Source organism: Pueribacillus sp. YX66 (genome assembly GCF_041725775.1).
Taxonomy (GTDB): Bacteria; Bacillota; Bacilli; order Bacillales; family UBA6769; genus Pueribacillus.
The window spans coordinates 39,726-53,162 of the sequence record NZ_JBEUEL010000021.1 but is presented as its reverse complement, the minus strand read 5'-3'; the positions used below and the strand labels follow the sequence as shown (position 1 = coordinate 53,162).

Annotated in this window: 14 protein-coding genes and 1 pseudogene; 11 read left to right on the top strand and 4 right to left on the bottom strand. The window is 38.5% G+C overall.

The window, feature by feature from the left end:
* The 5 genes and pseudogenes from ABU914_RS10360 to ABU914_RS10340 all read left to right on the top strand — a co-directional run.
* Positions 1-201: pseudogene (locus tag ABU914_RS10360) on the top strand (hypothetical protein); the annotation flags it as partial.
* 9 nt (positions 202-210) lie between these two features.
* Complete coding sequence (locus ABU914_RS10355) at positions 211-438, top strand: TAXI family TRAP transporter solute-binding subunit (protein WP_379669657.1); 228 nt, start codon at positions 211-213, stop codon at positions 436-438.
* Positions 439-632: 194 nt separating this feature from the next.
* The gene (locus ABU914_RS10350) at positions 633-1,055 is read left to right on the top strand and encodes an AMP-binding protein (RefSeq protein ID WP_379669656.1); all 423 of its coding nucleotides are present in this window, start codon (positions 633-635) and stop codon (positions 1,053-1,055) included.
* A complete protein-coding gene (locus tag ABU914_RS10345) occupies positions 1,025-1,780 on the top strand; it encodes an AMP-binding protein (RefSeq protein WP_379669655.1) in 756 nt (251 codons plus the stop codon). Before ABU914_RS10350 ends, ABU914_RS10345 begins: the two co-directional genes overlap by 31 nt.
* Before the next feature lie 32 nt (positions 1,781-1,812).
* Positions 1,813-2,196 carry an AMP-binding enzyme gene (locus ABU914_RS10340; protein WP_379669652.1) on the top strand — a complete coding sequence of 128 codons (384 nt, stop codon included), beginning with the start codon at positions 1,813-1,815 and terminating at the stop codon, positions 2,194-2,196.
* An 80-nt stretch (positions 2,197-2,276) separates the two neighbouring features.
* On the opposite strand, the gene ABU914_RS10335 is transcribed toward ABU914_RS10340, so the two are convergent.
* Positions 2,277-2,441 (bottom strand): anti-repressor SinI family protein, encoded by a 165-nt coding sequence (locus tag ABU914_RS10335; RefSeq protein WP_379669651.1) that lies wholly within the window; start codon positions 2,439-2,441, stop codon positions 2,277-2,279.
* A gap of 264 nt (positions 2,442-2,705) precedes the next feature.
* Between ABU914_RS10335 and ABU914_RS10330 the strand changes: the two genes are divergently transcribed.
* Positions 2,706-3,170 (top strand): flavin reductase family protein, encoded by a 465-nt coding sequence (locus ABU914_RS10330; protein ID WP_379669650.1) that lies wholly within the window; start codon positions 2,706-2,708, stop codon positions 3,168-3,170.
* Positions 3,171-3,243: 73 nt separating this feature from the next.
* Here the strand turns inward: ABU914_RS10330 and ABU914_RS10325 are convergent, their stop codons facing one another.
* Positions 3,244-3,765, bottom strand: coding sequence for a gamma carbonic anhydrase (locus ABU914_RS10325; RefSeq protein ID WP_379669649.1), 522 nt, complete (start codon positions 3,763-3,765; stop codon positions 3,244-3,246).
* A 98-nt stretch (positions 3,766-3,863) separates the two neighbouring features.
* Between ABU914_RS10325 and ABU914_RS10320 the strand changes: the two genes are divergently transcribed.
* Positions 3,864-4,652 (top strand): alpha/beta hydrolase, encoded by a 789-nt coding sequence (locus ABU914_RS10320; protein ID WP_379669648.1) that lies wholly within the window; start codon positions 3,864-3,866, stop codon positions 4,650-4,652.
* Between the two features lie 23 nt (positions 4,653-4,675).
* Positions 4,676-5,737 (top strand): tetraprenyl-beta-curcumene synthase family protein, encoded by a 1,062-nt coding sequence (locus ABU914_RS10315; RefSeq protein ID WP_379669647.1) that lies wholly within the window; start codon positions 4,676-4,678, stop codon positions 5,735-5,737.
* Between the two features lie 639 nt (positions 5,738-6,376).
* On the opposite strand, the gene mnmM is transcribed toward ABU914_RS10315, so the two are convergent.
* Together mnmM and mnmL are read right to left on the bottom strand one after the other, a co-directional pair.
* Entirely contained in the window at positions 6,377-6,949 is a 573-nt protein-coding gene (gene mnmM, locus ABU914_RS10310) for a tRNA 5-(aminomethyl)-2-thiouridylate-methyltransferase MnmM (RefSeq protein WP_379669646.1), read from the bottom strand.
* On the bottom strand, positions 6,946-7,902 hold the full coding sequence (gene mnmL / locus ABU914_RS10305; RefSeq protein ID WP_379669645.1) for a tRNA modification radical SAM protein MnmL/YtqA: 957 nt from the start codon (positions 7,900-7,902) through the stop codon (positions 6,946-6,948). Before mnmL ends, mnmM begins: the two co-directional genes overlap by 4 nt.
* A 280-nt stretch (positions 7,903-8,182) precedes the next feature.
* Between mnmL and ABU914_RS10300 the strand changes: the two genes are divergently transcribed.
* From ABU914_RS10300 to ABU914_RS10290, 3 genes are all read left to right on the top strand, one after another.
* Positions 8,183-9,358 (top strand): KamA family radical SAM protein, encoded by a 1,176-nt coding sequence (locus ABU914_RS10300; protein WP_379669644.1) that lies wholly within the window; start codon positions 8,183-8,185, stop codon positions 9,356-9,358.
* A gap of 337 nt (positions 9,359-9,695) precedes the next feature.
* Complete coding sequence (gene leuS / locus ABU914_RS10295; protein ID WP_379669643.1) at positions 9,696-12,113, top strand: leucine--tRNA ligase; 2,418 nt, start codon at positions 9,696-9,698, stop codon at positions 12,111-12,113.
* Positions 12,114-12,331: 218 nt separating this feature from the next.
* The gene (locus tag ABU914_RS10290) at positions 12,332-13,342 is read left to right on the top strand and encodes an NAD(P)/FAD-dependent oxidoreductase (RefSeq protein ID WP_379669642.1); all 1,011 of its coding nucleotides are present in this window, start codon (positions 12,332-12,334) and stop codon (positions 13,340-13,342) included.
* Positions 13,343-13,437: the final 95 nt, after the last annotated feature.

The window sequence follows — 13,437 nt, the reverse complement described above, 5'->3', positions numbered from 1 at the left end:
GTTTTTTTCACAGATGTCAAAGATAGGTTCACATGCATAAAGACTGTCACCCAAAAGACAGATAGGCAGGCGTTTGAGGAAATTGATGTTACGAATCCGATAAGAATTCTTCCATTTGATGAAAACAAGCTTGAAAGTTTAGTCGAAAAAGGTTATGGAATTACAGCTGGATCGTTACCAGCAAATACGTATAAAAACTAAACAGAAGAAATCCCAACGTATGTCATGGTGACAATGGTAACGATGCGTAGTGACTTACCGGAAGATTACGCTTATAATTTAACGAAATTCTTATGGGAAGCTCACGATGAATTTGAAAGGCAAGTTCCGACTCGTGCTGCTGATATGACACTTGATACAGCATTAGAAGGTTTAGAAAAAGAATATTTACATCCTGGAGCATTGAAATGTTATGAAGAAGTTGGAGCTATAGAATAATAGTAAATGAAGACATAAAAGCGGGGTTTTTGGTGATTGCCCCGCTTTTCTTTTTCTTACATGCTTTGAATAATTAGTCACAATGAAAAGGGAGGTTTGATTCATTTGCATACAATAGAAAATCGTCCGTGGCTTAAATTTTGTAGTGAAAAAAATAAAGATTTACTCAAAATTCCAAACCGGTCTTTGTATTAATCTTAGAAAAAATATGCGATGAATACCCCGAATCAACGGCGATTATTTATGAGGAGAAGAAAACGACGTATCGTGAGTTAAAAGAGAAAGTTGATCGTCTAGAAAATGCATGGAAGAACATAGGGGTGAAGCAAGGAGACCGAATTGGTTTAATGCTCGCCAATCATCCTGATTACATTGTTTCTAATTATGCGGCGCAAATGTTAGGAGCTATCGTTGTTCAAGTACATCCGATGTATACGGTGAGAGAACTTCAAGAAATTGTTGCAGACGTAGAGATGCGGTTTATTGTTGTGTCTGATTCGAACCGCAGTTCAATTGAAGAGTTAGGTTCAGAATCACATTTTGATGCAGTCTTTCTTTCCGACGATCCTGAGTCGGGTCGGAAAATATTACACTATCTGCACCTGTTTATTCTCTAAAAGACTTAATCGACAATGCAACACCGCTTGAAAATTATGCCGAAATTGATGTTCATGATGATGTTGCGGTCATTCAGTATACTGGCGGGACAACGGGAAAAGTTAATGGTGTGATGCTCACTCACTACAATTTGTTAGCAAATGTTGTTCAAAGTTATGCTATGTACAGCGACCTCCTTGAAAATGGCAAAGAAGTGACCTTAGCAGCAACACCTTTTTATCACGTCTACGCGATGACTGCTGCGATGAACGTTTCTATTTTTTCTGCACAAGCGATTTTAATCGTACGTAAATTTGATGTTGATCACGTACTTGAATTAATTAAAAAGTACCAGCCTAGTTTTTTTCCTGGTGTACCGACGATGTATAATGCGTTTGTGAATCATCCGAACGTTGAAGACTTTGGTCTTGATAGCTTAAAAGTTTGTTCAAGCGGATCAGCTCCCTTACCATTAGAAATTTTGCGGCGATTTGAAAAAATTACAGGAGTGCCTATTTTAGAAGGATTTGGACTGTCTGAGACGTCACCTTCCACACATCGAAATCAGATTAACGCACCGAGAAAGATTGGAAGTATTGGTCTTCCAATCCCGTTGATTGATAGTAAAGTAGTGGATGATGACGGGAATGAAGTTGAGGTTGGAGAGATCGGGGAACTGATCATTAAAGGACCTCAAGTGATGAAAGGTTACCGAGAAAACCAGATGAAACAGTCCAAGCTTTAAAAGACGGTTGGCTCTATACAGGTGATATTTCTATGATGGATGAGGAAGGGTACTTTTATATTGTCGGTCGCAAAAAAGAATTAATCATTTCAGGTGGATTTAATATTTATCCCGAGGAAGTTGAAGGTGTACTTTACGATCATCCTGCTGTAAAAGAGGCAGCCGTTGTTGGCATTCCGCATGAATATAGTGGAGAGCGTGTGAAGGTATTTGTCGTTTTTAAGGATGGGCAATCAACTACAATCCAAGAACTTATTGATCATTGCTATCTTAACTTAACCCGTTATAAAGTGGCGAAAGAAATTGAAATTCGCGAAGAATTGCCAAGAAATACGGTAGGAAAGCTATTAAAAAGAATTGTTGTTGAAGAAGAAGTGAACAAGAGGAAAGATTATCTAGTATTTATATCTATGTAAGAGAAAGAAAATAAAAAGAAGGGCTTGACTTAAGGACAGATTAATAGATTAAGGTTAAAGCCCTTTTATGTTGTGAATTTTTATAGCCATCCGTTCTCTTGATTACGAATGGTTTTTTTCTTTGTTACAGAGTTTGATCCTTGGTGAATAAAGTGACGTATTTCTTCTGGTGTGATGTTCATTTTTTTTGCCGTAAGCATTAACGAGATCCATTCCTGATCAATTTCTTTTGTTTTTGCGTCCATAAAATCCCCCTTAAAATAACTTTCCGAACGTCAATCATACGGCTAAATACCTACAATATGTATGGTCGATCGGTCGCTAACTGATTTTGACTATGATTATAAGTCCAAACTTTTAAAAAGGTTGTCGCATCGTGACTATTGTGTAAATTTATTTTAATGTCAACGAATAACCAAAAGGTTTTATAAAAAGCAAATCAATCATTTGTCTTTGCGATAAAAAAAAGTCATAATGAAAATGTAGTGGATTATGTAGGAGGGATCCGATTGGATAATACAACGTTTCGTAATGCGATGAGCAAGTTTGCTACAGGGATCACCGTAGTAACGACAGAAATAGATGATCGTGCTCATGGAATGACGGTAAATGCGTTTATGTCCGTTTCACTTGACCCAAAGCTTGTCGTCGTATCGATAGATAAAAAAGCAGGAATGTTAAGTCTTTTACAAAAGGCAAAAAAATATGCCGTTAGTATTTTAAATAATGAACAACAAGAATATTCAATGATTTTTGCTGGACAAATGAAAGATAAGCAAGCTGTAGATTTTGAACGCATAAACGGTTTACCTGTTTTAAAAGATGCGGTCGTGACATTGACGTGTGATGTTTATGAAGAGCATGAAGTTGGTGACCATATTTTGTTTTTTGGGGAAGTGACTGGTGGAGAAGTAAAAGAACGAGAGCCTCTCGTATATTTCAATCGAAAGTATGGGGAATTTAGAGCAGAATAATAAAAAAGGACTTCCGGTCAGTTTTTCAAAAAATTAACCGAAAGTCCTTTTTTAATTAAGGCAATGCACACGTTTAATCTTTTTGTACTTGTAAAGACTTATAATATTGCCCTTTTTCGACATATTCCCGTCGAACCCGTTCCATTTCTTTTAAATCGTACTCATTGATTTCACGGATCACTTTCGCAGGGCTGCCAAAAGCGAGCGTATTCGGAGGGATTTTTTTCCCTTGGGGTACGAGGCTGCCTGCTCCGATAAAAGCGCCTTCGCCGATTTCAGCTTGGTCGAGAATGATCGCCCCCATGCCGATTAACGCATTTTTTTTAATGATACAACTATGCAAAATGACTTGATGACCGACCGTGACGTCATCTTCAATGATAAGTGGGTTGTTTGGGCTTTGATGCAAAACGGAATTGTCTTGAATGTTGACACGTTTCCCGATTTTTGTCGGTGCAACATCTCCACGGATCGTTGTATTAAACCAAATGCTTGACATTTCATCAATTGAGACATCACCCGTTATCGTACAATAGTCTGCAACGAAAACGGTTTCGTGTATGTTTGGTTTTGCGTTATGATAAGGATATATCATCTTGATGTTCCCTGCTTTCTATATCGTTGTACATTATAAAGTTTACCAAATGTATGCTAATTTTCATACTGAATTTGATTTATTTTGAGAGGTGCTTTATGGATATAAAGATGGCAAAAGGGGAGGCCTACGCAGTCATTGTAATGGTCCACGGGGCTGGTGAGCATTCCGGACGCTATGAATGGTTAACGGAAAAGTGGAATGAAAATGGCTGTCATGTCGTATTGGGAGATTTACCAGGCCAAGGCAAAACGAATGGGTTACGAGGATACATTAAGTCTTTTGATGATTATATACGCACGGTTGTAATATGGATAAATGAAGCGAAAAAGGCGGGACTGCCAATAATTCTGTTTGGACACAGTATGGGAGGTCTAGTCTTAATCCGGACGTTAATGATCCGAACGTTGCCTGTTAAAGCGGTGATTTTGTCTTCTCCGTGCTTAGGGTTAGTGAATAATCCGCCAAAGTTGTTAGAAGAGTTTTCAAAACTACTAAATTTATTCTCACCAAAGTTTAGACTGGACACAAATATTGCTCCGGGATTAGGAACACGTAACGAAGAGTTAAAGGCAAAGGATGCTATTGATCCGCTTTATAATCGAAAAGTGTCAATACGTTGGTACCGTGAACTTCGCAAAGCAATGAATATCGCCCACAAAGAACCAGAGCAATTCCCAAATGTGCCTCTTCTCGTATTACAAGGTGGTGACGACCGAATTGTAAATAAACACGATGTCAAAGCATGGTTCGATCGTTTGACCATTCATGAGAAAATATATAAAGAATGGGATGGGCTCTTTCATGAAGTGTTTAATGAGCCTGAACGGGAGCAAGTGTTTCAATTTGCATTACATTTTGTTCAAAAAAAATTAGTGAATGGGTGATAGTTATTGAAAGGAGTATATCATTGGCAGTTCCATCTTCAGCATTTTCACTAATGGGCCAAGTTTACAAACATGTTTTGCCAAAAGTTCATGAGGAATTGAATGAATGGAAGGCAATGGCTGAGGCTATTCCAGATAAAGAATTACGAACACAAGCGCTTGCAAGTATTTCAACAAAAACATTTCATTGTGAGGGAGGAGCGATCTTAGGTTTACTCGCGTTGGATAGAAGAGAAGAAGCGATTCGATTTATAGTCGCTTATCAAACGATAAGCGACTATTTAGATAATTTATGTGACCGAAGCACATCCCTTAATCCGAATGATTTTCGTTCGTTGCATGAAGCCATGTATCATGCACTGACACCAGAGGAATCCCCAATTAATTATTATCAATTTCGGACTGAGCAAGACGATGGTGGATATTTACAACAACTCGTCCAGACGTGTCAATCTATCATTCGAACTCTTCCATATCGGAAAAAAATCACTTCATTTACTCACGAACTTGCTACATATTACATTGATTTGCAAGTGCATAAGCATGTGAAAGTGGAAGAGCGCGTACCTCGATTAGTGGCATGGTTTGAACGATACAAAGGCAAGTTTCCCAACATGAGTTGGTACGAATTTTCTGCTTGCGCCGGTTCAACACTCGGGATTTTTTGTCTTATTTCGTATTCGTTGCGTAAACAATGTTCAGAAGATTTGTTTTCACAAGTTGTAAAAAGTTATTTCCCATGGGTTCAAGGTTTACATATTTTGCTTGATTATTTTATTGATCAGCAAGAAGATCGCGATGGTGGTGATTTAAATTTTTGCTTTTATTATGATGATGAGGAACAGCTTAAAAAACGGTTTGCCTTTTTTATAAGACAAGCGGATGAAAGTGTTCAGCAATTACCAGATGTCAAATTTCATCAAATGATTAATGATGGGATGCTCGGTATTTATTTAGCAGATCGAAAGGTAAGCGAGCAAAAAGACGTTGCCGAGGTTTCAAAGTATATTCGAAAGCAAGGGGGTCGTTGGACAAACTTTTTTTACATCAATGGATTAATTTATCGTCGTTTAAAAAGAAGATAACTTATTTTTTATTTCACGTTGTTGAAAAAATTTTACAAAAGAAATGTGTATAATGGTTGACTTTTATGGTATCATTAGCATACAAAGATAAATAGTGTATAAATTAATAAAGACCACTCTATCTAGAACATAGAATGGTCAATAGACTGAACCCCGTCAAGAGGGGTAGGCTGCTTAGGAAAATAATCCCTCACATACCTGTGCATGAGGGATTATTTTTTCTGGCTATGATTAGATACGATAAACGCTACTAACATCCCGAACGATATCATGAGCGTTAACGCACTAACAATATCCAAAGGCAACACCTCCCTCCCGGGAAGTCTCCAATAAAAGACTAACGGCAGATCGACAGTGCTACCCAACCCCTCATGCGAAGCCATTCTATTGAATTTATTATATCACAGTTTTCATTTTATAAAGAAAAGATTTACAAAATTCGAACAACTACAGTTAACGCGTATGACAGAGGAGTTAAAGAAATTTTAGGGTTACTTTTAAGTAGGGTTAAATTAAGTAAGTGAAAGGCTGTTAATTTGGTCATAAGCTACCAAAGTTAAGTTTAAGGACCCCCTTTAGGAAGTCCTTTTTATAATCAAAATAAAACAAATGGTGGAACTGTATTTCAACAGTCGGGGGTTATCTTTTTTCAATTGCAATCATAAAAGGAGGGTTATTTTTTTGGTTAATAAATTGATATTGAAGAACGTTTGCTGAGTGTTGGTCGATTTTCTTTACATAAGTTAAAAGTGCATCACGTTCCGTTTTACCTTCATCATGACCGTGATAAATAACGATAATGATAAGCCCTCTAGGTTGGAGAACAGTGAGGAGTTGTTTGATCGCTGAGATTGTTGTCGCTGCTTTCGTTACGATGCTTTTATTTCCACCAGGCAAATAGCCGAGGTTGAAGACTGCTGCTTTTACATGTCCATGAACGGAAGGTGGCAATGTTTCAAGTAGTGCGGAATGGCTGTTGTGCAGTAATGTGACACGTTCTAAAAGTTGTTCGTTAAGTAGCTTTTCCTTTGTGTTTTCAAGCGCTTTTGCTTGAATGTCGTAGCCAAACACTTTTCCCGATCTGCCAACTTGTTTTGCTAAAAAAACTGTATCATGACCGTTTCCAACCGTTGCATCAATTGCGATATCTCCATCAGTTAGAATAGAGCGAAGCAACGTTTTAGAAAATGGTAAAATACGTTGCAAAGTCATTTGATTGCCACTGCTTTTTTGTAATATTTTCCTTGCCAGCTGTTCCGTCTTTCTAATTCGGCTTCGATACGATTTAAAATGCTCCATTTTTTTGTACTCCACATCGGACCAATTAATAGCTCGATCGGACCGTCGCCCGTAAGTCGATGGATGACCATATTTGGAGGCAAGATTTCAAGCTGATCGACGACGAGATTGATATAAGTGTCGAAGTCCATAAATTCAAGCAGTCCTTTTTCGTACTGTTTTACCATTGCTGTTTTATGCAATAGATGAAGCAGATGAATTTTAATTCCTTGAACGTCGAGGTTTGCAACTGCCTTTGCGGTTTCTAGCATCATGTCAGGTGTTTCTTGAGGGAGCCCATTAATGATATGTGATACGACTTCAATGTTATGTTTTCGAAGTTTATTCACTGCATCTACATAGCACGCGTAATCATGAGCACGATTAACGAGCTCTGCTGTTTCTTCATGAATCGTTTGTAGTCCAAGTTCAACGATCAAATATGTGCGCTCATTTAGCTCTGCTAAATATTCAACGACATCATCAGGCAAACAATCTGGTCTCGTCGCAATAGACAGCCCTACGACTCCATCTTGTTTTAAAATAACTTCGTATTTTTCACGTAATTCTTCAACTGGTGCGTACGTGTTTGTATACGCTTGAAAATATCCGAGGTATTTTCCTTCAGGCCATTTTTTGTGCATTCGAGTTTTAATTTTCATAAACTGGGTCTCAAGGTTGTCCCGTCGATCGCCAGCGAAGTCGCCCGAACCGCTCACACTACAAAATGTACAGCCACCATAGGCGACTTTCCCATCTCGGTTCGGACAGTCAAATCCGCCGTCAAGTGGGATCTTAAACACTTTTGTTTTAAATTTATTTCGTAAATATCGATTCAAGGAGTAATAGCGTTTATCTCCAAAATGAGTAGGCATTGTATTTGTCATTCTTGTTCATCCTTTTGTTAACTAACATCTTGTTTGATTTTATCACGTTGCCATCGTTCGTAAAACCCCTACATCAAATCAAGAGGTGTAAATAAAATTTTGCTTTTAGTGAGCATGTGAGATTCTACTTCTTTTCTTTTAAGAGTTTTACGAGCTGTTCTTTCTTGTCAATTGGTGCTTAAAATTTCATGTTCACAACTCTGAAACTAGTGAAATTAGTAAGTTTATGTTAGCATAAGGATAAATCAAATTTTATTAAAGAGGTGGGGATACGATTAATATGCAACCAAAATATATTACTGATATCGATAGAATTACGCAAATTCCTGAAGAAGAGCGAAAGAAATTAAAACAGATTACAGACAAATTTGTCTTTCGAGTGAATGATTATTACTTAAATTTAATTGATTGGGACGACCCGAATGATCCAATTCGGAAACTCGTAATTCCGAATGAGAATGAATTGTCTGATTACGGAAGATGGGACGCTTCAGATGAAGATACGAACTATGTTGTTCCTGGTTGTCAGCATAAGTACAAAACGACAGCGTTGTTAATTTGTTCGGAAGTGTGTGGAGCTTACTGCCGTTATTGTTTCCGCAAGCGTCTATTTAGAAACGACGTAAAAGAAGCGATGTCTGATGTCGAACCAGGTTTAAAATATATTGCCGAGCATCCGGAAATTAATAACGTGTTACTAACGGGTGGAGACCCGCTCATATTATCGGCAAAACGATTGGACATGATCTTAGGACGGCTACGAGAAATTGATCATGTTAAAATCATTCGTATCGGCTCAAAACTTCCTGTCTTTAACCCAATGAGAATTTACAACGATGAAGAATTATTGAATGTTATTCGTAAGTATTCGACACCGGAAAAGCGTGTCTACATTATGGCGCACGTGAATCATCCAAGAGAAATTACGGAAGAAGCGCGTAAAGGATTTCAAGCGCTCCATGAAGCAGGAGCGATTGTCGTTAACCAAACACCGGTACTTAAAGGGATTAATAGTGATCCGAAAGTGCTTGGAGAGCTGTTAGATAAACTTTCTTGGGCTGGAGTGACGCCTTATTATTTCTTTGTTAACCGTCCGGTCCGAGGAAATGAAGACTTCGTCTTAACATTAGAGGAAGTGTACAACATTGTTGAAGAGGCGAAAGCGATGACATCGGGACTGGGTAAACGCGTACGCCTTTCGATGAGTCATACTTCTGGTAAGATTGAAATTCTTGCAATTGAAGATGGGAAAGCTTATTTAAAATATCATCAATCGAGAGATGGAAATTACGGTAAATTTATGGTGCTTGATTGTCCGAAAGATGCAGCTTGGTTTGACGATCTACCTGAAAATGAAAAATATTGGATTCAGCCAGAGAAAAAGGTTAAAGAAGTTGTATCTGTAAATGAGATGAGTGACATCCCAGAAAAGCGCAGACGGAGAGCTAGAGCTTAACATCTGTATAAAATAAATCGTAAGTAAAAGAGTAAAACTCTCGTCCCTTGTTGAAATATGCTTGGGATGGGAGTTTTTTGTTATACTATAGAAAAAGATCATTTACGTGAGAATTTTTTGTTAAACGATATTTAAAGGCAATGAAGCAACTGCTTACGTTATTAAAGCTTACCAGTCGACAAATTTCCTTGTAATATAGAGAAGTTAAACGAATGACGTGTTATTATAGATGGTAGGTCTGAAGGGACAATTTTAAAAAGCGCTCGCCGAACGTCGAGTTTATTACATCATATATTGCTACATATATAGTCTGTTACTGAATAAAGGAGGGTAACAAATGAGTTATGATCATCGTACCATTGAAGCGAAATGGCAGAATTATTGGGATGAGAATAAAACATTTAAAACCGAAGATAACAATGAAAAACCAAAATTTTATGCGTTAGACATGTTTCCGTATCCGTCTGGATCAGGGCTACACGTTGGTCACCCTGAAGGGTATACGGCGACAGATATTTTGTCCCGGATGAAACGAATGCAAGGATGGAATGTGCTTCATCCGATGGGATGGGATGCATTTGGGCTTCCAGCAGAGCAGTATGCGCTCGATACTGGCAATAATCCACGTGATTTCACGAATGAGAACATTGAAACGTTTAAACGACAAATTAAGTCGCTCGGATTTTCGTACGATTGGGATCGGGAAATTAATACAACAGATCCGAATTATTATAAATGGACACAATGGATTTTCATTCAATTGTACAAAAAAGGACTAGCTTATGTTGATGAAGTGCCTGTTAATTGGTGTCCAGCTTTGGGAACAGTATTAGCAAATGAAGAAGTGATTGATGGAAAAAGTGAACGCGGTGGACATCCTGTTATTCGAAAGCCAATGAGGCAATGGATGTTAAAAATTACCGAGTATGCTGATCGCTTGCTGGAAGATTTAGAAGAATTGGATTGGCCCGAAAGCATTAAAGAAATGCAACGGAATTGGATTGGTCGATCTGAAGGAGCAGAAATTAATTTTAGAATCGATGGTCATGATGAATCATTTACTGTTTTTACGACGCGACCAGACACATTATTCGGTGCTACGTATTGTGTATTATCGCCTGAGCATCCGCTCGTAACGAAAATTATGACGAATGAGCAAGCAGCGCAAGTAAATGCGTATAAAAAAGAGATTGAAAGTAAAAGCGATCTCGAACGGACCGAATTGTCAAAAGAAAAAACGGGTGTGTTCACTGGAGCGTATGCACTTCACCCAATTACAGGCAATAAGCTACCAATTTGGATTGCTGATTACGTATTAATGGGGTATGGAACAGGTGCAATCATGGCAGTCCCTGCGCATGATGAACGAGATTGGGAGTTTGCGAAAAAGTTCGATCTTAAGATTATCGAAGTTGTTTCTGGTGGAGATGTAACGAAAGAAGCTTACGTGGATGACGGAACGCTTGTAAATTCTGATTTCCTTAATGGGCTTTCGAAGCAGGAAGCGATTAAAAAAATGATTCAATGGCTTGAGGATAATGGGAAAGGCACTCGAAAAATCTCGTATCGTTTACGCGATTGGCTCTTTAGTCGCCAACGTTATTGGGGCGAACCAATACCGATTGTTCATTACGAAGATGGTACGATGAAGCCTGTTCCTGAAGAAGAATTGCCGCTCGTTTTGCCAGAAATGGATGAAATTAAACCGTCTGGAACCGGCGAGTCTCCATTAGCGAATGCGACAGACTGGCTCAATGTAACAGATCCAGAAACTGGCTTAAAAGGGAAGCGTGAAACAAATACGATGCCGCAATGGGCGGGAAGTTGTTGGTATTACTTACGCTTTATTGATCCGTACAATGATGAGGCGCTTGCCGATCCGCAAAAGTTAAAAGATTGGCTACCTGTTGATATTTACATCGGTGGTGCAGAGCATGCTGTTCTACATTTGCTTTACGCTCGTTTTTGGCATAAAGTTCTATATGATTTAGGGGTTGTACCGACGAAAGAGCCGTTCCAAAAACTGTTTAACCAAGGAATGATTCTTGGGGAAAATAATGAAAAAATGAGTAAATCGAAAGGAAATGTCGTCAATCCAGATGATATTGTTGAATCTCATGGTGCTGACACACTTCGGCTCTATGAAATGTTTATGGGACCTCTTGATGCATCAAAAGCTTGGTCAGAAAGCGGTCTAGACGGCTCAAGGCGATTCCTCGATCGAGTTTGGCGTCTGTTTGTAACAGATGACGGAAACTTAAACCCAAAAATTAAAGATGCACAAGGCGCAAAAGAGTTTGAAATTGTTTATCATCAAACAGTGAAAAAAGTGACAGAAGACTTTGAGATTCTGCATTTTAACGTAGGGATTTCTCAATTAATGGTCTTCGTAAATGAGGCGAATAAACAAGAAGTGTTACCGAAAGAATATATGGAAGGCTTCGTTAAATTAATTTCTCCAATTGCTCCTCATATCGGTGAGGAATTGTGGGAAAAACTTGGACATACAGACACGATTGCATATGAGCCGTGGCCGACATATGATGAAACGAAACTCGTAGAAGATGAAATCGAAATCGTCGTACAAGTGAACGGTAAAATTAGAGCTAAACTCAATGTTCCGACGAATGCAACAAAAGAAGAAATGGAGAACATTGTCATGGCGAATGATGATGTTCAATCCCAAATTGAAGGTAAAACCGTTCGTAAAGTCATCGCTGTACCAGGGAAACTTGTGAATATCGTTGCGAATTAATAGATATAACCAAAAAAGATGAGTGTATCACGTTTCACATGTCAATCATGTGAACATGCTTTTAAACATCGAACTGTGCTAACCATCAGTGGGGATGATAATCCCCCTGATGGTATCCTTGCTTTTATTAAAGATTGAACATTTAAAGAGGTTAACCTCGTCCGTAGTCTTCTTTTTGAATACGCACTGACAGGGTACAAAAATTCGGAGGTGGATGTATGCCCTCACAAGATGATCGATACGACATAACAATTATTGGCGGTGGCCCAACAGGATTGTTTGCTGCTTTTTACGGCGGAATGCGACAAATGAAAGTAAAAATTATCGAAAGTTTGCCAGAGCTAGGCGGACAGCTTGCTGTTTTATATCCGGAAAAATACATTTATGATGTCGCAGGTTTTCCGAAAATAAAATCACAAGCGCTCGTTGATGGTTTAATTGAACAGGCGATGCAATTTAAACCTACTGTCATTTTAGGGCAATCAGTAGAAAAAGTTGAAAAACTTCCTGACGATTCGTTTAAATTATCGTTAGCGAATGGAGAAGAACACTTTTCAAAAACGATTTTAATCACAGCTGGTGTCGGAGCATTTAAGCCGAGGTTATTACAAGTTCCTGGTTGCGAACGATACGAGGAAAACAATTTGCATTATTTTGTAAACGATATGAATGTTTTTCAAAATAAGAAAGTTGTCATATGTGGTGGTGGCGATTCAGCTGTTGACTGGGCACTCATGCTTGAACCGATCGCAAAAGAAGTGACGATCGTTCATCGTCGGGATAAATTTAGAGCTCATGAACATAGTGTTGAGCAAATGATGAATTCAAAAGTGAACGTGAAAACACCGTTCGAAGTCGTTGATTTAAAAGGTGAAGATAACTATATTCATGAAGTGATTATTCAAGAACCAAAAGGAGAAAGTAAAGAATCCATACCTGTCGATGCGTTAATTGTAAATTATGGCTTCGTCTCCAACCTCGGTCCAATAAAAAATTGGGGTCTTGAAATTGAGCGAAATTCGATCGTTGTCAATACGAAAATGGAAACGAATATTAAAGGAATCTATGCAGCGGGAGATGTGACAACGTATGATGGTAAGGTGAAGCTCATTGCGACAGGATTTGGTGAGGCCCCTACTGCAGTGAACAATGCAAAATCCTACATTGATCCGAAAGCGAGAACACAACCGCTTCATAGTACAAGCATTATGGGGGAAAAGAATAAATAATAACGTAGCCTGCTCTCAAAAATGGAGCAGGTTCTTTTATGCTCCTAGAGGATGAAGGTAAAAATTAACGCAACTACCTAAGATTAATATCCACG

Coding starts and splice junctions, on each gene's coding strand:
- ABU914_RS10340 (WP_379669652.1), top strand. CDS start 1,813: ATGATGGATGAGGAAGGGTACTTTTATATTGTCGGTCGCAAAAAAGAA.
- ABU914_RS10335 (WP_379669651.1), bottom strand. CDS start 2,441: ATGGACGCAAAAACAAAAGAAATTGATCAGGAATGGATCTCGTTAATG.
- ABU914_RS10325 (WP_379669649.1), bottom strand. CDS start 3,765: ATGATATATCCTTATCATAACGCAAAACCAAACATACACGAAACCGTT.
- ABU914_RS10320 (WP_379669648.1), top strand. CDS start 3,864: ATGGATATAAAGATGGCAAAAGGGGAGGCCTACGCAGTCATTGTAATG.
- mnmM (WP_379669646.1), bottom strand. CDS start 6,949: ATGACTTTGCAACGTATTTTACCATTTTCTAAAACGTTGCTTCGCTCT.
- mnmL (WP_379669645.1), bottom strand. CDS start 7,902: ATGACAAATACAATGCCTACTCATTTTGGAGATAAACGCTATTACTCC.
- ABU914_RS10300 (WP_379669644.1), top strand. CDS start 8,183: ATGCAACCAAAATATATTACTGATATCGATAGAATTACGCAAATTCCT.
- leuS (WP_379669643.1), top strand. CDS start 9,696: ATGAGTTATGATCATCGTACCATTGAAGCGAAATGGCAGAATTATTGG.
- ABU914_RS10290 (WP_379669642.1), top strand. CDS start 12,332: ATGCCCTCACAAGATGATCGATACGACATAACAATTATTGGCGGTGGC.